The organism is Robinsoniella sp. KNHs210 (assembly GCF_000686105.1).
GTDB classification, from domain to species: domain Bacteria; phylum Bacillota; class Clostridia; order Lachnospirales; family Lachnospiraceae; genus Robinsoniella; species Robinsoniella peoriensis.
Genome location: NZ_JMLZ01000002.1, coordinates 102,479 through 121,253 on the forward strand (window position 1 = coordinate 102,479; position 18,775 = coordinate 121,253).

At 41.0% G+C, this 18,775-nt stretch carries 16 protein-coding genes; 14 read left to right on the forward strand and 2 right to left on the reverse strand.

Translation table 11 applies throughout. The features are described 5' to 3' along the window. The first annotated feature begins 71 nt into the window (after positions 1 to 71). The 9 genes from CD03_RS0107360 to CD03_RS0107405 all read left to right on the forward strand — a co-directional run bounded on the left by CD03_RS0107360 (position 72) and on the right by CD03_RS0107405 (position 9,826). The gene (locus tag CD03_RS0107360; protein WP_027293091.1) at positions 72 to 1,640 is read left to right on the forward strand and encodes a DUF3794 and LysM peptidoglycan-binding domain-containing protein; all 1,569 of its coding nucleotides are present in this window, start codon (positions 72 to 74) and stop codon (positions 1,638 to 1,640) included. A gap of 135 nt (positions 1,641 to 1,775) precedes the next feature. Continuing rightward, positions 1,776 to 2,651 carry a 4-(cytidine 5'-diphospho)-2-C-methyl-D-erythritol kinase gene (gene ispE, locus CD03_RS0107365; RefSeq protein WP_027293092.1) on the forward strand — a complete coding sequence of 292 codons (876 nt, stop codon included), beginning with the start codon at positions 1,776 to 1,778 and terminating at the stop codon, positions 2,649 to 2,651. Between the two features lie 66 nt (positions 2,652 to 2,717). Further along, a complete protein-coding gene (locus CD03_RS0107370; RefSeq protein ID WP_027293093.1) occupies positions 2,718 to 3,392 on the forward strand; it encodes a GntR family transcriptional regulator in 675 nt (224 codons plus the stop codon). A 142-nt stretch (positions 3,393 to 3,534) separates the two neighbouring features. Continuing rightward, positions 3,535 to 5,016, forward strand: a complete 1,482-nt coding sequence (locus CD03_RS0107375; protein WP_027293094.1) for a spore germination protein — start codon at positions 3,535 to 3,537, stop codon at positions 5,014 to 5,016. Between the two features lie 18 nt (positions 5,017 to 5,034). Continuing rightward, positions 5,035 to 6,126, forward strand: coding sequence for a GerAB/ArcD/ProY family transporter (locus CD03_RS0107380; protein ID WP_027293095.1), 1,092 nt, complete (start codon positions 5,035 to 5,037; stop codon positions 6,124 to 6,126). Beyond that, positions 6,123 to 6,782 (forward strand): Ger(x)C family spore germination protein, encoded by a 660-nt coding sequence (locus CD03_RS0107385; RefSeq protein WP_027293096.1) that lies wholly within the window; start codon positions 6,123 to 6,125, stop codon positions 6,780 to 6,782. The genes CD03_RS0107380 and CD03_RS0107385 overlap by 4 nt, the downstream gene beginning before the upstream one ends. A gap of 186 nt (positions 6,783 to 6,968) precedes the next feature. Then, positions 6,969 to 7,607, forward strand: coding sequence for a stage II sporulation protein R (spoIIR, locus tag CD03_RS32770; RefSeq protein WP_044289222.1), 639 nt, complete (start codon positions 6,969 to 6,971; stop codon positions 7,605 to 7,607). 367 nt (positions 7,608 to 7,974) lie between these two features. Beyond that, positions 7,975 to 8,160, forward strand: a complete 186-nt coding sequence (locus CD03_RS0107395) for a hypothetical protein (RefSeq protein ID WP_027293097.1) — start codon at positions 7,975 to 7,977, stop codon at positions 8,158 to 8,160. Between the two features lie 841 nt (positions 8,161 to 9,001). Next, positions 9,002 to 9,826, forward strand: coding sequence for a purine-nucleoside phosphorylase (locus CD03_RS0107405; protein ID WP_027293098.1), 825 nt, complete (start codon positions 9,002 to 9,004; stop codon positions 9,824 to 9,826). 194 nt (positions 9,827 to 10,020) lie between these two features. Here CD03_RS0107405 and CD03_RS0107410 read toward each other — a convergent pair whose 3' ends face one another. After that, a complete protein-coding gene (locus CD03_RS0107410; protein WP_027293099.1) occupies positions 10,021 to 11,529 on the reverse strand; it encodes an ABC transporter substrate-binding protein in 1,509 nt (502 codons plus the stop codon). Between the two features lie 36 nt (positions 11,530 to 11,565). Next, positions 11,566 to 12,609 carry a hypothetical protein gene (locus CD03_RS0107415; RefSeq protein WP_044289223.1) on the reverse strand — a complete coding sequence of 348 codons (1,044 nt, stop codon included), beginning with the start codon at positions 12,607 to 12,609 and terminating at the stop codon, positions 11,566 to 11,568. A 252-nt stretch (positions 12,610 to 12,861) separates the two neighbouring features. Between CD03_RS0107415 and CD03_RS0107420 the strand changes: the two genes are divergently transcribed. The 5 genes from CD03_RS0107420 to CD03_RS0107440 all read left to right on the forward strand — a co-directional run bounded on the left by CD03_RS0107420 (position 12,862) and on the right by CD03_RS0107440 (position 18,733). Next, positions 12,862 to 13,725: an AraC family transcriptional regulator gene (locus CD03_RS0107420; protein WP_027293101.1), complete on the forward strand. Its 864-nt coding sequence runs from the start codon at positions 12,862 to 12,864 to the stop codon at positions 13,723 to 13,725. 185 nt (positions 13,726 to 13,910) lie between these two features. Further along, complete coding sequence (locus CD03_RS0107425) at positions 13,911 to 15,131, forward strand: BMP family lipoprotein (protein ID WP_027293102.1); 1,221 nt, start codon at positions 13,911 to 13,913, stop codon at positions 15,129 to 15,131. 5 nt (positions 15,132 to 15,136) lie between these two features. Continuing rightward, the gene (locus CD03_RS32775; RefSeq protein ID WP_044289224.1) at positions 15,137 to 16,714 is read left to right on the forward strand and encodes an ABC transporter ATP-binding protein; all 1,578 of its coding nucleotides are present in this window, start codon (positions 15,137 to 15,139) and stop codon (positions 16,712 to 16,714) included. Then, positions 16,677 to 17,774, forward strand: coding sequence for an ABC transporter permease (locus tag CD03_RS32780; protein WP_044289225.1), 1,098 nt, complete (start codon positions 16,677 to 16,679; stop codon positions 17,772 to 17,774). Before CD03_RS32775 ends, CD03_RS32780 begins: the two co-directional genes overlap by 38 nt. Further along, a complete protein-coding gene (locus tag CD03_RS0107440; RefSeq protein ID WP_027293103.1) occupies positions 17,774 to 18,733 on the forward strand; it encodes an ABC transporter permease in 960 nt (319 codons plus the stop codon). The genes CD03_RS32780 and CD03_RS0107440 overlap by 1 nt, the downstream gene beginning before the upstream one ends. Positions 18,734 to 18,775: the final 42 nt, after the last annotated feature.

Here is an 18,775-nt window from a genome sequence, read left to right on the forward strand (position 1 = left end):
ACAAAGCCTTCCACATAATTTACACCCTCCCGGCATAAAATTATAAGAGATCATGCTGGGAGGGATTTTTTGTGGAATTATTAAAAAAGAATATTCATATGAATCATGAAAAAAGCAGAGCATCCAGCCAGGTAACCCTGGAGGAAGACTACAACGTATCTGACAGCAAACCGGATGTGGGAAAACTGATACAAAAGAAAGCAAATATCAAATTGGATGATATGAAGGTAAGCACGGATCATGTACTTTTAACCGGAGCACTGGAAGTTTGGGTATTGTATGTAGCAGATACACCGGACAGACAGATACATAGGCTGGAATCTAAGATTCCGTTTGAAGAGCAGATGAATCTGGACGGTGTGGAGCCGGGAGACAATATCTGCCTGAAATGGGATGTGGAAGATATCTCTGTTTCGCTGATCAATTCCAGAAAGCTGAGTATGAAGTCACTGCTGTCCTTTAATGCATCCGTAGAGGAACTGTACGATGCTCAGGCGGCTGTAGAGATTCATGGGCTGGGTGATATTAGTACAAAGTCCAAGAACCTGGAATTGCTGCAGTTAACTGTTCAGAAAAAAGATATTTTAAGGGTAAAGGATGAAATTGCCATCCCATCCAATAAACCTAACATCCAGGAAATGCTTTGGGAAAATGTGCAGCTTCGGGGAACTGATATCCGTGTTTTAGACGGTCAGCTGGATATTAAAGGAGAACTGTTCATCTTTGTGCTTTACGCAGGAGATGATGAAAATGGTACAAAACAATGGCTGGAAACTGTACTTCCCTTCCAGGGGACGGTGGACTGTCCGGGCTGTGCCCAGAATATGCTTGCCAATGTGGAAGTTTCCCTTGCTTCGGCGAATCTGGAAGTAAGACCTGATTATGATGGCGAAGAGCGCCTTGTGCAGGTTGATGTGGTTCTGGATCTGGATATCCGCCTCTATGAAGAAGAAAAGGTACAGATTCTGGAAGATGTCTACACACCGGTAAAGGATTTAATCCCGGTTACGATGGAACAGGTATGTGAAAGTCTGGTAGTAAAAAACTTTTCCAAGTGCAGAGCCAGTGACCGTATGAGAATGGAAAGCAGCCAGCCAAGGATGCTTCAGATCTGCCACAGCCAGGGTGAGGTTAAGATTGATGACACCAGCGTTACAGAAAATGGAATAAAAGTAGAAGGTGCAGTATTTATAACCATTTTGTATATTACATCGGATGATACGCTGCCTTATGCCCTGATGGAAGGCGCTGTGCCATTCCAGCATATCATAGAAGTGCCTGAGATTGATAAGGACTGCCGATTTACGCTGCAAAGCGAGCTGGAGCAGCTGTCAACGACCATGATCGACAGTGAAGAACTGGAAGTAAAGGTCTGTGTAAATCTGAATGCAATGGTCATCCGTGTTCATAAAGAACAATGTATTATTGATGTGGAAGAGCATGACTTAGATATGAAGAAGCTCCAGGAACTGCCGGGAATTGTAGGATATATTGTTCAGGCAGATGATAATTTGTGGAGTATAGCAAAACAATATTATACGACTCCGGAGAGGATTCGGGAGTTAAATGAAATTGAAGAAGACGAGGTTTCACCCGGTACGTGTCTGCTGGTTATGAAGGCTGTTGAGAATTTGAGCTGATCTTTTGACAAAAATTGTAAACTCTCCGGAAAATTTGTTGAATTTTGAGTGATTTACCATTGACTTTTGTGTATGAAATGAGATACAATATTGCTAATCAAGATGATTGTATACAAAGTGCAACGGGGGTACACGATGAGAGAGATGAAATTAAAGGCTCTTGCAAAGATAAATTTGGGCCTTGATGTGGTACGAAAAAGAGAAGATGGGTACCATGAAGTACGAATGATTATGCAGACAATTCATCTGTATGACCAGATCCGGATCCATGAGCTGCAGAAACCCGGAATTAAAGTAAAGACAAATCTATATTATCTGCCGGTTAATGAAGATAATCTGGTGTATAAAGCAGCAAAACTTCTGATGGATGAATTTGGAATCAAAAAAGGGTTGTCCATAAATTTGAAGAAATTTATTCCTGTTGCGGCAGGAATGGCGGGCGGCAGTTCTGATGCGGCGGCAGTAATGGTAGGAGTGAACCGTTTGTTCAAGCTCGGCCTTACCAGGGAAGAACTGATGGAACGCGGGGTGAAGATAGGTGCAGATGTACCGTATTGTATCATGCGGGGGACAGCACTGGCGGAAGGAATTGGGGAAAAACTCACTATCCTGCCGCCAATGCCTGCATGTCATATACTAATTGCCAAGCCGGGCGTACATGTTTCTACGAAATTTGTTTATACAACGCTGGATGCCGGAGAGATTACCGACCACCCGGATATAGATGGACAGATTCGGGCGCTGGAAAATGGCGATCTGAAGAAAGCGGCAGCACTTATGGGAAATGTTCTGGAAACGGTTACCGTTCCGGAATATCCGATTATTGCGGATATTAAAAATATAATGCTGGAACATGGCGCATTAAATGCCATGATGAGTGGAAGCGGACCAACTGTTTTTGGAATCTTTGATGACAAAAAAGCAGCCAAAAAAGCTTATGATGTATTATATCAGGGGGACCTTGCAAAGCAGGTTTACCTCACAGGCATTTTTAATAATTCGGTAAAATAACCCACAATATGTAACCACAGAAGAAATGTTATGGATACACAACAGGATAGGTATGGAGGTCTACAAATGAATGAAAATTTTCACATAGATATGAATGAATATCTGCCACTGCGGGACGTGGTTTTTAATACTCTGCGAAATGCAATTTTAAAAGGCGAATTAAAACCGGGAGAACGCCTGATGGAAATTCAGCTGGCACAGCGACTGGGAGTAAGCCGTACTCCGGTGAGAGAAGCGATACGTAAACTGGAATTAGAAGGGCTGGTTCTGATGATTCCAAGAAAAGGTGCAGAAGTTGCGCAGATTACTATACGTGATCTGGAAGACGTACTGGAAGTACGTTGTGCGCTAGAAGAACTGGCGGTCAAAGATGCTTGTGACCATATTACGGACGAGCAGCTCATAGAACTTAAGAAAGCTGCAAATGATTTTAAACGGTCCTTAGATGGCTCAGACATTATCGATTGTGTAAAAGCGGATATGCATTTTCATGAAATTATCTATGATGCAACCAACAACCGCAGGTTATTACAGATCTTAAGCAATCTTCGGGAACAGATGTACCGTTACCGTATGGAATATCTGAAAGACCGGTCGATGCATAAGAATCTTCTGGAGGAACATGATGCAATCCGCCGGGCTCTGAAAAAGCATGATAAAGAGAAAGCAGGAAATGCAATTCATACCCATATTGAAAATCAAAAAGAATCAATTATTAATAGTCTTCGCGAAAAAGAATAAAATGTAAATAATTACATATGCTACACCTAAAAGGATAAGAATCTTCTTATCCTTTTTTTGTGGCCTGACAGCGCTTATTTTATGGCTATTTCTATGAAAACTCGCTGTATTTTATACAAAGGCCCGGAGAGGAGGCTGAAAAATGAGTGATAACGTTTCCACACGTTTATCGGATAATGAAACGAAAATCAAAGCCTGGTGTGAAAATTGTGATGATATCATCATTCGTCCAATGCGCCTGGGGCTTCCGCCAAAGGTAGACTGTCTTGCCGTATTTATTGAGGTGGCAGTCAGCAATATGCTTCTGGAAGAATCCATGATCGGGCGTTTGTTAATTCAGATGCAGGAAATGTCACCGGATGAAATCCGCCGAACGGTAAATGAAGACGGACTTGGAATTACCGATGCAAAAGAACTTGCAACCATGGAAGAAGCTATGGCAGCCATGCTGGCGGGAAATGCCATTTTCTTTATTGACGGATATGATAAAGCACTAAAAGTAAGCAGTAAAGGATATCCTGGAATGGGTGTATCCAAATCTGAGTCTGAAAAAGTTTTAAGAGGTTCCAAAGAGGCATTTACAGAATCTGTTAAATTAAATGCAGCCCTGGTACGAAAACGTGTCCGGGATACAACAATGAAGATTAAAGAGCGTCCGATTGGAAAGCGATCAAATACAATGACCGCCATTATTTATATGGAAGGACTGGTCTATCCGGATTTGCTGGAGGCAATGGAACAAAAGCTGGATTCTTTTGAAATTGACGGAATCATGGACAGCGGGGTAATAGAACAGCTGACAGAGGATACCTGGTATTCGCCGTTTCCCCAGTATCAGACAACAGAACGGCCTGATAAAGCTGCGATGGCAGTATTGGATGGAAGAGTCGTATTATTAAGTGACAATTCTCCGGAGGCATTGATTCTGCCTACAACCATAAACAGTTTTTTCCAGACAAGCGATGACTACTACCGCCATTTTGGAATTGTATCATTTTTAAGAATTATTCGTTTTGTTGCGGCATTTCTGGCAGTTTCCCTGCCTGGGCTGTATGTGGCAGTTACGAATTACCACACGCAGATTCTTCCGACAAACCTGATACTCTCTTTGGCTGAAGCAAGGCAGGGGGTACCGTTTCCAAGTGTGATTGAGGTGCTTTTGCTGGAATTATCCTTTGAGCTTCTTAGGGAGGCAGGGGTACGGATGCCGGGGCCCATTGGAAATACAATTGGTATCGTAGGCGGCTTAATTATCGGACAGGCAGCGGTCAGTGCCAATCTGGTCAGCCCCATCGTAGTTGTGATTGTTGCTTTGACGGCGCTCAGCTCTTTTTCCATACCGAATGAAGAACTGTCAGAAGCACTGCGTCTGATTAAATATGCCATGATTCTCGGAAGCGCTTTTTTTGGAATCCTCGGTCTGGTTTTGGGCTGGTTTGTCCTGCTGACCCATCTGAGTGCGCTGAAAAGTTATAATATACCTTATCTGATGCCATTTGTGGCAGCTGATATCAACCAGGGAATGGATAAGAAGGATGCGCTGGTACGGGCCCCGTTAGACAGACTGAAAAGCCGTCCTGTTTTTGCCAGAAGACAATCCAGAACCCGGTTAAAAATAAAGTGATAAAGAAAGGAAATGCTCATGTTTTCCAATAACCAGAAAATTTCGGTACGACAATTGAAAAGGCTTTTAGTCATGGACTGGATTGGTAAAATAAGCTTATTGCTGCCCCGGTTTATTGTGCAGTCAAGCGGAAAAGATTTAATATTGAGCCTGATTCTGGGAGTTGGGATTACGGCAGTATATACCTGTATTGTCTGCTATTTAAGCCGATATATTACCAGGAGTTTTGGAGGTTACGTAGAACTCCGTCTGGGAAGGGCTTCTGCATTTGCGCTGTGTCTGGTCTACTGGAGTTATATGTTTGTCAATCTGCTTTACATCACCCGGGTATTCGGAGCAGTAACCAGGCAGTATATGCTTCCGGAATTGTCCGAAAATATTCCATGTATTCTTATGCTTCTGGGAGGATTTTATGCCTCTATGGATCCAAAAGAGAGAAGAGGTCGTATTGCAGAAGTACTTTATCCTTTTGTGCTTATTCCGCTTCTGATACTTCTGGTAATAGCGTCCTTCGGTGTTCAAAGTGAGTATTTTACTTATGAAAGTGCCAACTTTAATGCAGTAACGATGAAGCAGAGCTTCCAGGTATTTACTGCATTTGGTGGCGTGAGCCTCATTTTATTTGAAGCACCGTTTATACAAAAAAGTGGGATGCGTCTGAGAACTACATTAAAAGGGCTGATGATAACTGCAATTGGTATTGGTGCGGCAATCCTTATTGGGATTGGTTCTTTTGGAGACCAGGGAATGAAAGCGTTAAGATGGCCTGTTGTTACTTTGATGAGTAATGTAGATATACCAGGAGGTTTTCTGCAGCGGTTCGATATTTTGTTTTTGGCACTTCTTCTTATGAGCTTTTTTGTAGCAGCCAGTACGGGAATATTCTATTTAAATCTGATCTTTAAGGAGATGTTTAAGCAGCCGGAAGAAAAGCACTATCACCTTTTAATGCTGATACTTAGTATCGCAGGTGTTCTCTGGTGCAAAAATGTTGAGATAGCCCAAAAACTTTTTTTAACCGTAAACTGTTATCTTCTGATACCGATTATGGCGGTATTTACAGTCATCTTTGCGATACTGGAATGGGAAAAGAGGAGGCGTAGCAAGTGAAAAAATGGTTTATGACAGTAGTTTTAATGGCAATCATGCTCTGCCTGTCAGGTTGTACCAAACGAGAGCTGGAAGACCGCTATTTTCCTTTAGCAGTTGAAGTTCACAAAGAAGAAGAAGGATATCGGATCGAATATGCCCTTCCAAATATGGGAGAAGAGACGGGACAGAAAAAGGGCGGGGAAGAGGAATCAGAACAGGAAGAAAAGGATACGAAAGAAGAAAGCGCTGTGGGGAAGACCATAGAGGAGGCAGCAAAAGCTTATGCAGCTTATGTAGATAAATATATTGATTCCGGTCACACAAAGGCAATTATCCTGGGCCCGGAAATGCTGGAAGATGCAAATACCAGAAAAGAAATGCTGACATATTTTGAAAGTCATACCTCATTTGCCAGGAGCATTTCCGTCTTTGTATATGACGATGAAGGAGAAGAAAGCCTGGTTACCAAGACAGCTTCTTCTATAGATTCACTGGGAACCTATCTGCAGGATCTGATAAAAAATAATCCGGACAAAAAGGGAGTAGGAACGACACTAGGGGATCTTCTTAATTTTTGGCATAATAATGAAGAAGAAGTGAAAATTCCCCAGATTCATCTGAAGAAAGACAAACCGGTAGCAGACGGAGAAGTTGTTTTTATCAGCAGTCCATAATGCTGGTTCTTCGAACAATGCCCCTGTACCTAATAGATTGCAGATACAAAATCTATGGAATTAAGATTGTATAACTCAAAAATAATGTGGATAACCTTGTTTAAAACCCTAAATCCTGTGAATACTTAAATTGTACTAACAAACAGTTTGGTACAACAAAGTAAAAACAGGAGGGTACATAGGAATATGAGTATAATAAATCGATTTTATCAAAAATGGTATCTTGTAATTGGCGGTATGGGAATTGTAAGCGGGATTTTGATCTGCATGTTTCTGGCAGGCAGAATGACTCAGGAAACATCACTGCAAAAGGGAATTGCAGATCAAATAATACGTTTTCATGTTATTGCAAACAGCGACAGCGATGAGGATCAGGCACTAAAAATGAAGGTAAAGAATGAAGTGGTAGCATATATGGAAACCCTTTTAAAGGACGCACATTCAATTGATGCCACAAGAGCCTGCATCAAAGATAACATGGATAAAATACAAAAAAAAGCAGTTGAAATCATAAATAGGGAAGGCTATGCATATCCTGCTAAAGCCAGCCTTACCTGGTGCTATTTTCCCATTAAATCATATGGTGACATTACGTTTCCTGCCGGTGATTATGAAGCACTCCGCATACAGATAGGAGAAGCCAAAGGAAAGAACTGGTGGTGCGTACTGTATCCAAACCTGTGCTTTATTGATTCGATACATGCGGTAGTACCGGAAGATGAAAAAGAAGAGCTTAAAAATGTGTTGACAGAAGATGAGTATGACAGTTTATTTTCCTGGAAGAAGAGTGAGTATAAAATTGGGTGGAAGTATTTGCCGTTTTAGATTGAGGTTATGTAGAGAATCAAAGAGTGTATGTGACAAAAAAGCAGATTGGAAATTTACCAGGCTGCTTTTTTGTGTATAAATGTCTGATTTTAAACTGCGTGGTGCAGTAGTCGAGGGGATGACGATTTGAAATTTATATATTTGCAAAAGTTGTTTTTGAATTAGCTTATATGAGTTTTAATAAAATTTAAAAATAAATATAGCAAAAAAGTGCATTTCAGTACAGTAATATAAATTTATTACTATTTCGGTTATAATAATTATTAATTCAGAGATGTTATGGAAAGTTTCTTTTGGCTTTTCATAGCTGCATATTTAAAAAGATGGGAATGATTCTCAAGCAAAAATAGAGGATAATACAGAGGTGATAGAGAAAGAAGAGGCTGCCAGTGAAGATGTGCATAACAAATTAAAGGATGAAATCAATGAATCGATGATAGAAATAGAATCAAATACTGAAGGTGGACAGGAAACAGGGGGAGCGAGAGAGATAGAAAACGGAGAGGATAATCTTCCAGAAGATATTACAGGAAAGAAAAAAGAAGAGTAGGTTTCATACATATGTTCCATAGTGCAAAAAGAAATAGAAGACATAGACCAGGTCGAGGAATTAAAGGATGTAATAAAAGAAAAAGTATTGGAGATTAAAAAATAAATCCCAGGAATCAGGAAAAGAGAGTCGCAGTTTAGGATTGGACTTTTTCCCAGTGATGATGCTCAAATGTTAGATTTTATATTGGACAGAATGGGTATATTAGAAATAGAGGATATCAGGCTAATAGTTCCTTGATATCCACACAGGGGTTAATTCAATCTATTTATGAAGGAAGACCAGGTAGAAGCTATGCAAATGGACTGAAAAAAATAAAACAATAGAAAAGAAAATAATTACAGAATCATCCCCTTTTTATAAGTGGGATTTCAGTGGAGGGCAAGCGTGGGTGGTAAAGCAATGTTCCATACTAAAACCTGTTTTTTATGAGTATTTATTATATGAATACCAAGGAAAGGCATGTAACAGCAGAACAATTGAAACAGATGATAAATGATAGAAAAAATAAGCGTTCATTTCGAAATAGGGCATTCCTGACATTTTCAACGACTATCTGTGTTATCCGCATAAAGCGGAAGTAAACCGTATCCTCATTAGCCAAAACAACCCAGTTGTTGTGCATAGTATTCCGAGATTTTAATTTAAAGTGTAAAAGTAGCAAAAATTTATGAATATTTTTAGAAGTATGTTAGCTTGAAGAATGGTAAGATATAATATATACGTTAATATAGTGATTTAATATACGCAATAATTGACATTTATAATAAGAAATCTTATTATAGTTAAAGAAGAAAGTAATTAACATAATCAACTGAAAAATAAATAAGGAGGAAATAATATGAATCCAGTATATGAAAAATTATTAAAGTGTTACGAAAGTTTTCGACAGAAAATTAATTTTATGCCCAAGGCAGCATTGGTTCTTGGTTCGGGACTGGGAGGCTATGGAGATGAAATCCAGGTGGAAGCAGTTCTGGATTACCATGATATTGAAGGATTTCCGGTATCAACGGTGCAGGGGCACGAGGGCAGGTTTATTTTTGGATATGTGGGAGAAGTACCGGTTGTTGCCATGCAGGGCAGAGTCCACTATTATGAGGGTTACCCCATGACAGATGTGGTGCTTCCGGCGAGACTGATGAAGATGATGGGGGCAGAGATTCTGTTTTTAACAAATGCGGCAGGCGGCGTAAATTATGATTTTAAAGCCGGTGACTTTATGATGATAACAGATCAGATATCCGATTTTGTGCCATCTCCGCTGATTGGACCGAACATAGATGAACTGGGCCCGAGATTCTGTGACATGAGCCAGATCTATGATCGGGAACTTCAGGATATCCTTCGTAATACCGCAAAAGACCTGGGAATTGATTTAAAAGAAGGTGTATATATCCAATTATCCGGACCGAATTTCGAATCTCCCCAGGAAGTTAAAATGTGCCGTATTCTAGGAGCCGATGCCGTAGGCATGAGCACGGCCTGCGAAGCAATTGCGGCCAACCATATGGGAATGAAGATCTGTGGCATATCCTGTATTTCCAATCTGGGATGCGGAATGACGGAGATGCCGCTAAGCCATAGTGAAGTTCAGGAGACAGCAGACCGTGTGGCACCGTTGTTCAAACAACTTGTGACAGATGCAATAAAACGCATGGGATAGCACTACAGAGGGCTGTCGGCTAATGCTTAATTTTACCATTCCAATCCCAAATAAGAGCATCCCCACAGGAGTCAATGTTTTAAAGGCATTGCATTTCCTTGTGGGGATGTTTTTCTTTCTGTTTTCTTTTGGCTATTTCTATTTTTACGCATAGCAACGTTTTTTTAAGCAAGGTTCAGGTAAGAATTAAGAATTTAACCTCTTTTAGCTAAAAAAGCATCTACCTGTTTCTGCATCTCAGCAATAATAGTATCAATTCCAGCCACATCTAATTTTTTTAAAAATTCTTCGTTCGTCTCTTCAACCGGAAGTTCTCCGCCTACCAGGCTTTCATATTGTTTTACTACTTTAGCCACATTTGTTATCTCTGACTTTACCGGTTCTGAGTTAAAGGAAAATCCCAGAATCGGTGAAACTACAGCGCTGTCATTCATTGCCTTTGTCTGCGCCCACACATCTTCAGGTTGTCCATCCAAAGCATAGGTATTAAATACATTTCCGAGTCCCCAGGATTGTCCATGAGAATATCCACTGTCCGGAATAGTCCGAATAAAATGATCATCTATTTTTTCATAGTGTTTACCTTCTATTCCATATGCCAGTAAATTTATTGCATAAGGGTCTGTATTAATTAACTGCAAATATTTTAGTGTTTCTTCCGGATGTTTGGAGGTGACGGATATTCCATACATCGTAGCAGTAATGCTATTAGTAGAGATATAAGGAGGTACATCCATTGTTGACGCTGTTACAAACTTCATTCCTCTGCGTGCCTCTTCCTCTGCTTCTACCCCTGGCTTATAGGTACCACCATACTGCAGGGAAATCTTGTTTGCCCGAGATTGACTTTCTGCGTATTCCGGCATATATCCGCACTCACCATCCAGCAATCCCATTGCATTCAGCTTTTCCAGTTCCTTCAGTAAATCCATCCACTCATCTGTTTCATAAAAATTGACTACCCTGGCTGTCTTATCATCCATTTTGATTACTCCCGCCGACAAATAATCACTGATACATTCATATCCACAATATGATGAACTCTGAGTAAAATCTATACCCCCTAACTTTGCACCATATTCATCATATATTACCTGGGCATAGTTCTCTGCCGTCTTCAGATCTTTGATATCCGCCGTCTTTATGCCCTTACTTTCTGCAAAATCTGCAAACTCTTTTGACAGACAAGTGAACATCTGTCTTGCAACTATCTGCTGATTGGGAATTGCATATATCCCACTATCTACAGTGACTCCTTCCCACATATAATCCGGAATTAATTTATAAAGTTGTGGGGCTGCCTCAGGAAGCAGATCCTGGATATTCAAAAAAGCGCCTTTTGCAACATTTGTATTATAGGGATTCAGCCAGTTCGACGTAAAACAAGCATCATATTCTTCACCGGATGCAATAATCGTCTGAATTTTATCTGCATAAGCCCCCCCATGAAATACATAATCCACAGTTACGCCAATCTTCTCCCGGGTGTATTCATTTAAGGCATCCATCACTGCTTCTCCATCTTGCTGATCCGAAATTATAGTATGAATTTTAATGTTTACTGCTTCCTGCTTCTCCCCGCTGTCAGTTGTTCCTTCCGCTACCGCTTTTTTCTTATCGGTCGAAGCCCCTCCACATCCAGTCAGCGCCCCCGCTGCCATAACAGCAGCCAAACCAAGTGCAACTAATTTCTTTCTTTTCATATTATTTTCCTCCTTATGAATTAGATAATCTCTCGGTCACGCCCTGAATGCCCCATTTGCAAGTTCCAGGATCTCGATAGCTTCCTTTTCCGTATATTTGAAATCAAAATAGCAGGAAAGTCCCTGTGGATGCAATTCCGAAAATATGGTTTCAATATCATCTCTTTGCAGACCTATATTAATCGTTTTACCCTTTTTCTGAATCTTCTTTAAAACATCGATCCAATGTTTTGCGGAGGGCTGACCTGCTCCATATACCCATTGAATTCCAGCCAGTTCAGGAATTTCCAATAGGGTATCAAGATGCTTCAGTGCGCCAGGACCATCCAGATGGAAGATTGTATTTCCTTTCAGATATCTGATTTCTTCGACTATTTCGGGAAAAATCAGTTCCTGAAAATCCTCGTTGGACACCATACAGATGAAGTCAGAAGAAGTTACATACCAGGGATCCTGCTTAAATAGTCCCATCCAGTTGGAAATTCCCTTCTGATATTTCTGAGTAATCCTGCACAATTCCTCAAACTGCTGTTGAAAGGCGGGTAGTAAAATCTTCCTGGCATTTTTAAACACTTCTGGCTGATCAATCACATCAAAGCACAAATTCTGTGATCCCCGAATAGAAGCCAGACCATCTGCCCCAGGATGCAGGTCTGTTATGCCTACAAAGTACTCTCCTCTACTATCCTCCACAAAAGCCTTAGTAATTTCCTTAATTTTCTGCCACCAGTTATTTCCCTCATGAAAGGAAAAATCCTCTGTCCAATCCTGTACAAAAGGAACACTGTAACTGGTACTCTCTTCAAAAATAATATCTGCTCCTAATGAAGCCCCGAAGATATCCGGACCCAGATTCGGATTCACCAACGGAAACGCATCTCCCAGATGAAAGGAATGTGCTAAACGCAGTCGTTCCCTTTCAATCAAGTAGTCAATATCCATCCAGCGTTCCATCATACTGTTTGGAGTATGCCCGCACGGGGGAATATAATCTTTGATTCCACTGAGTAATAATATAGGGGTGTTATTACTGCAATTCCAGAATTTTTCATATCTCTCATATAAATGCTGTATATTCATCACACAACCTTCCTTTTAGCAAATTTATGTTTTTCTTTTTACCATTTTTATCTACTCTTTAATAGTATCATATACTCTTTTTTTTTCAATTGAATAAAGTGCATGAAATATTCACTTTTGGGACATTTTTTGCTGATTATGTGATATACTTTTATTCATAACATATAGCTCTGTATTTACACGGTTTTTAAGCAACTCAAATTAATTAAGCTGCTGATTTTATTATTTTTTATGGAGGTAAAGAATAAACTAATGAGACAGTCACATTACGAGGTAGCACATACATCTTTATACACATACGAGAACAGTTGTTTTCATGACCGCACTCTAACCGATTCTACAGAACAGACGAACGAATTGATGGTAACCAACCGTCATCTGGCAGAAATGAATCCGATTTCCGCCGGATATGAAAAATGTGTACCAAATCATTTCTACGGACCACAGATTCGAAATTACTACATTATTCATTATGTCCAAAGCGGAAAAGGATATTTTATAAGAAATGGAGAATATTATTCCCTGACCCAGGGAAGCCTCTTCCTGATACGCCCTTCGGAGTTGTGTAAGTATTATGCAGACAATCATGATCCATGGTGTTATGTCTGGCTTGGCTTCACAGGAACGCGTGCTGATGAATTTCTCTCATGCACTGTCTTTCAAAACAACCGGTGTGTTGCCCATGCACCGCATATAGAATATCTATTTTCAGAAATCCGTCATGTCAGACTTCAAAATATCAGCCTGGAGTTCTTTCTATTATCCAAGATTTATGAACTTCATACTCTGCTGTATGATAAAAAGTCTGAAAACGAATATGTAGAACAGGCAATTAATTATATCTGTAATAACTATGCAGAAGATATCACCATAGATAAATTATCTCGTCTGCTGAATATTGACCGCCGTCACCTGGGGCGTTTGTTTCTCGCGCAAACGGGTATAACCCCAAAAGCATATCTTACAAATATCCGTTTACAAAGCGCTGTCGAATTACTGAAGAATACCACTTATCCCGTATCTGAAATTACCAAGATGTCAGGATATGACAATTACTGTAGTTTTCTCAAAATATTCAAAAAACGATATGGGGTCACACCTTCCGAGTTCAGATAGACTGGATACACCAATCAGACCGATGATAACTTCTTCATCAAGCAAAATTACAAATTTTATAGCTATCATTCGGATAGGAAAGCGGGAGATTTTCAGGTATAAGAAATCAGATAGTGAGGAACACTAAAACCAAAAGAGCAGCATCAGATATAAGGATACTGCAGATTCTGGTTAGGAGGAGTACTTTGAAAAAATTACTATCAATATTTCTTTGTATTTGTATATTAGGAAGCGGGGCTGCCGGATGTGGAAGCAGTAAAGATAATACTGGGAGCACAAAACAGGCGGAAACAAAAGAATCAGCTGTAAAAGAATCAGCTGGGAAAGAATCAGCTGCGAAAGAATCGGCTGCAAATGAGTCATCAGAAAACACAGCGCTGAAAATAGCAATTGTTACTAGCGGGTCAGGTGTAGATGACGGAACATTTAACCAAAATATTTACAGCGGAATTCAGTCTTTTATTGAGAAATATCCGGATTCATCGGTAAAGCCGGTCCAGGAGTCTTCCGGTGACAGCGCTGCTGCAGTTACCGCAGTAGCGGATATCGCTGCGGACTATGATGTAGTGGTCTGCTGCGGCTTTCAATTTTCGCAGATTGCAGCTACGGCAGAAGACAATCCGAAAGTAAAATTTATTCTTGTAGATTCCAACCCTGCATATGAGGATGGCAGCGAAGCAGATCTTCCAAATATCTGTGCTATGACATTTGCTGAGCAGGAAAGCGGATTTATGGCGGGAATGGCAGCAGCTTTGGAATCAAAGACGAAAAAGGCAGCTTTTGTTGGTGGAATAGCCTATCCGTCTAATGTCAATTACCAGTACGGATTTGAATCCGGTATAAACTATGCCAATCAGAAATATAGCACAGGCGTTGAACTGATAGCGCTTCCTTCATATTCCGGAACGGATGTAACCAATAAGGATGTGGGCGGAAATTATATCGGAAGCTTCGCGGATCAGGCTACCGGAAAAGTTATTGGCAGTGCATTGATCAAAGAAGGCTGTGATATCCTGTTTGTTGTTGCCGGAGACTCTGGAACAGGAGTATTCACTGCTGCAAAAGAGGCAGAGGATGTAAAAGTAATTGGTTGCGATACAGACCAGTATGATTTTGGCACTAAGGGCAGTGAAAATATCGTGCTTACATCTGCGGTAAAAGTGATGGGCAAAAATGTTGAAAAACAGCTGGAAAAGATTGCAGCTGGAGACTTTACCGGTGGAAATATACTACTGAAAGCGGATACAGATTCAACAGGATATGTGAAAGAAGAAGGAAGGAACCAGCTGTCTGAGGATTCGATTGCAAAATTGAATGAAGCTTATGCATTAATTCAAAGTGGAGAAGTCGTTCCTGCAGCAAATTTTAATAATATTACACCGGATGACTTTCCAGGGTTGAAATAACGAATATGGAATCAGAATACATCGTTGAGATGAAAAATATAACAAAGCAGTTCCCGGGAATTACAGCGAATGATCATGTGACCCTCGGGATTAAAAAGGGCGAGATTCTTGCCCTTTTAGGTGAGAATGGAGCAGGAAAATCAACGCTTATGAGCATGTTGTTTGGAATGTATGAACCCGACGAGGGGGAAATATATGTCAGGGGAAAGAGAGTCGTAATATCTTCCCCCAGCTTTGCTTCCCGTCTGAATATCGGGATGGTACACCAGCACTTTAAACTGGTAAGTGATTATACAATAACTGAAAATATAATTCTGGGAATAGAACCCAGAAAATATCTTCTGGGATTTATTCCGGTGGTAAATAAGAAGGACGCCAGTGGAAAAATTGCCGGAATTTCAGAAAAATACGGACTGAAAGTTAATCCGGAGCAAATCATTGAAACGGCTGACGTATCGGTGCGGCAGCGGGTGGAAATATTAAAGATGCTTTACCGTGAGGCAGAAATCCTGATCTTTGATGAGCCTACGGCAGTATTAACCCCCCAGGAGATTCAATTTTTAATGAAAATATTAATGGGGCTGCGTGAAGACGGAAAAACAATTATACTCATTACGCACAAACTGGAAGAGATAAAACAGGTGGCAGACCGGTGTGCTGTTTTATGCAGGGGAAAGCTAACCGGTATCTTTGACGTTTCAAAAGTCAGCACCAGTGAGATGGCAAGACTTATGGTAGGCAGAGAGGTAGATTTTACGCCACCTAAAAAACCCGCCGATTTTAAGAAATGTGTATTGGAGATTGAACATCTTACCGTAAAGAATGAGTCTGGTTTTGAGGTAGTAAAAGACGTATCCTTTCAAATACGCCAGGGCGAAATTTTTGCCATTGCAGGCGTTTCCGGTAATGGGCAGATCGAAATAGCAGATGCCATAGCGGGACTGATCCGGGTGCATCATGGCTCTGTTTTACTGAGTGGAGAAGATATTACAAGATCTTCGATCAGATCCAGGGTTCTTTCCGGAATTTCTTATATACCGGAAGACCGGCAGAATTATGGTCTGGTAATGGACTTTTCCTTAGAAGATAATCTTGTTTTAAAATCCTATTTCAAAGAGCCATTTTCAAAAAGAGGGGTATTGCAGCAGTTATCGATACGCAGCCATGCAAAGCACCTGATTGAAAAATATGACATCCGGTGCAGCAGAGGAAGCGTGACTAAAGTCCGTTCTATGAGCGGAGGAAACCAGCAGAAGGCGATTATTGCCAGGGAAACCCAGAGAGATGCATCACTGCTGATATTCGTACAACCTACCAGAGGGCTGGATATCGGTGCAATTGAACGAATTCACAGCCTGATTCTTAAAGAGCGGGATAATGGAAAAGCCATATTGCTTATTTCTCTGGAACTGGAAGAAGTAATGAACCTGGCGGATACCATAGGGGTTATCTATAATGGATCGCTGAACCGGATTGCGGCAGCAGACCATTTGACCTCAGAAGAAGTGGGGCAGTTTATGATGGGAGTGAAGGGAGGCAGGCAAAATGAAGAAACAGATCGTTCCCTTAAGGGAAAAGGATAAGTTAGGGACAGCTGTAATCCCGATAGTTTCCATCGCTGTCAGCTTCCTTGTATGTGCAGTTGTACTGCTGATCTTAAAGAAAAATCCAGTGATGGTTTATGGAGATCTGTTAAAGGGATGCGGTATACTCCCAAAAGAAAGCTATGCAGGTTCCAAGAATATGCTGACGGATTTTACCAGCTTTTTGAATGCATGGACCCCTCTGCTGTTTTCGGCATTGGCAGTTGCCGCAGCCTTAAAAGCTGGTCTTTTTAATATTGGAGTTTCAGGGCAGATGCTGGTATCCGGCTATCTCGCCACTGTTCTGGTAGGATATGGCGATCTGCCTGCAGTTGCAGCCAAACCCCTTGTGATTGTAATAGGCATCATAACAGGTGCTCTTATAGGAGGGATGGTAGGGAGTCTTAAATATCGTTTTGGTATAAATGAAGTAGTATCCACTATCATGATCAATTATATTGCCCAGTATGTGATCAGTTTCTTTATTAATACATTTTATATCAATCCGGTATCCCGTCAGTCTAATCCGGTCAGCAAAGCGGCGAGGCTGACATTGATGGATGTTACTGCAGGAAATATCAGGATTGACATACCGCTTGGCATTATACTTGCAGTTGCCGCCGTGGTATGGATGCGCTTTTTCTTTCAGAAGACGACAACCGGATTCGAAATAAAAGCAGTTGGTGCCAGTCGCACCGCAGCCAAATATGCCGGAATGAATGTTGGAAAAAACATGGTGCTTGCAATGGTTATTTCCGGGGGGCTGGCGGGTTTGGCGGGCGTCACGTATTATCTGGGGTATTTTGGCTCTATTGGTCCAAGGACTTTGCCATCTGCAGGATTTGACGGTATTGCTGTAGCATTGCTCGGTGGAAATCAATCGATAGGTATTTTTTTCTCTTCCTTTCTCATCTCCATAATCAGCAAAGGAAGTACTTATATGAGTTCGGCATCTGGTGTAGAGGCTGAAATTGCATCTGTAATCACAGGGCTGATTCTGCTGATTTCTGCATGTAATGCTTATTTCTCACACCGGCTAAGCAAAATGGGAGGAAAGTGATGGAAGGGATAATTATAGATGGACTGTCATTTGCACTGCCCCTGTTTGTCATGGCAATTGGAGGGATTTACAGTGAAAAAAGCGGAATAACCAATCTGGCATTGGAGGGCTTGCAAGGTTTTGGGGCATTTTCAGGAGCTTTGGCGGCTGTATTTGCCATGTCTTATTTTGGGGCTGAGTCACAGATAACTTTTTATATTGCATTGGCATGTGCTGTTGCCGGAGGTATTGTGTATTCCATGCTTCATGCGGTTTTGTGTATTCGTTTCCGTGCCAATCAGGTAATCAGCGGAGTGGTAATGAATATACTTGCCATGGCGCTGACATCTTTTATGACGAAACAGATAAACAGCAGTATTTTCTCCAGCCCCTCCGATAAATTCGTACTTGGGGTATCCAGCCGTTTTAGCATACCGCTATTATCAGAGATTCCGATAATTGGAGCAGTGTTTCAGGATATATATCCGTTTGAGATTATTATACTGGCAATTATGGTTTTGGCATGGTATATTCTATATAAAACAGGTTTTGGTATGCATCTGAGGGCGTGTGGAGATAATCCACATGCAGTTGACGCTGCCGGAGTTGATGTTGAAAAGGTGCGTTTTCTGGCGGTCGGCATATCGGGAGCCCTTTCTGCGGTGGCTGGAATCAGTTTTGCATATTCCATATCTGCTAATTTTTCATCGGGAATTTATGCCGGATACGGATACCTTTCTATAGCGGCAATGATATTCGGAAACTGGAGAATCATTCCCACCTTAGGAGCCTGTCTGCTTTTTGGCTTTGCCAGATCAGGAGGCTATCAATTGGTCAGGGTTTTGAATATGCCGGGTACTTATTCTGATCTGGTGATGATTCTGCCTTATGTCCTTACGCTGCTGCTGCTGGTGTTCTTCTCCAGGCATAACCATGCGCCACGGGCTTTGGGCGAAATATATGATAAAGGGAAACGGTAATTTAACGTTATTAATTTAAATGAATAAAATAGCAGATGAATT

Bases quoted from the DNA above. Each gene is read 5' to 3' on its own strand.
- CD03_RS0107440 (WP_027293103.1), top strand. From the start codon at position 17,774: ATGGAAGGGATAATTATAGATGGACTGTCATTTGCACTGCCCCTGTTT.
- CD03_RS0107380 (WP_027293095.1), top strand. From the start codon at position 5,035: ATGTTTTCCAATAACCAGAAAATTTCGGTACGACAATTGAAAAGGCTT.
- CD03_RS32775 (WP_044289224.1), top strand. From the start codon at position 15,137: ATGGAATCAGAATACATCGTTGAGATGAAAAATATAACAAAGCAGTTC.
- CD03_RS0107370 (WP_027293093.1), top strand. From the start codon at position 2,718: ATGAATGAAAATTTTCACATAGATATGAATGAATATCTGCCACTGCGG.
- CD03_RS0107410 (WP_027293099.1), bottom strand. From the start codon at position 11,529: ATGAAAAGAAAGAAATTAGTTGCACTTGGTTTGGCTGCTGTTATGGCA.
- CD03_RS0107375 (WP_027293094.1), top strand. From the start codon at position 3,535: ATGAGTGATAACGTTTCCACACGTTTATCGGATAATGAAACGAAAATC.
- CD03_RS32780 (WP_044289225.1), top strand. From the start codon at position 16,677: ATGAAGAAACAGATCGTTCCCTTAAGGGAAAAGGATAAGTTAGGGACA.
- CD03_RS0107415 (WP_044289223.1), bottom strand. From the start codon at position 12,609: ATGAATATACAGCATTTATATGAGAGATATGAAAAATTCTGGAATTGC.
- spoIIR (WP_044289222.1), top strand. From the start codon at position 6,969: ATGAGTATAATAAATCGATTTTATCAAAAATGGTATCTTGTAATTGGC.
- CD03_RS0107420 (WP_027293101.1), top strand. From the start codon at position 12,862: ATGAGACAGTCACATTACGAGGTAGCACATACATCTTTATACACATAC.
- ispE (WP_027293092.1), top strand. From the start codon at position 1,776: ATGAGAGAGATGAAATTAAAGGCTCTTGCAAAGATAAATTTGGGCCTT.
- CD03_RS0107405 (WP_027293098.1), top strand. From the start codon at position 9,002: ATGAATCCAGTATATGAAAAATTATTAAAGTGTTACGAAAGTTTTCGA.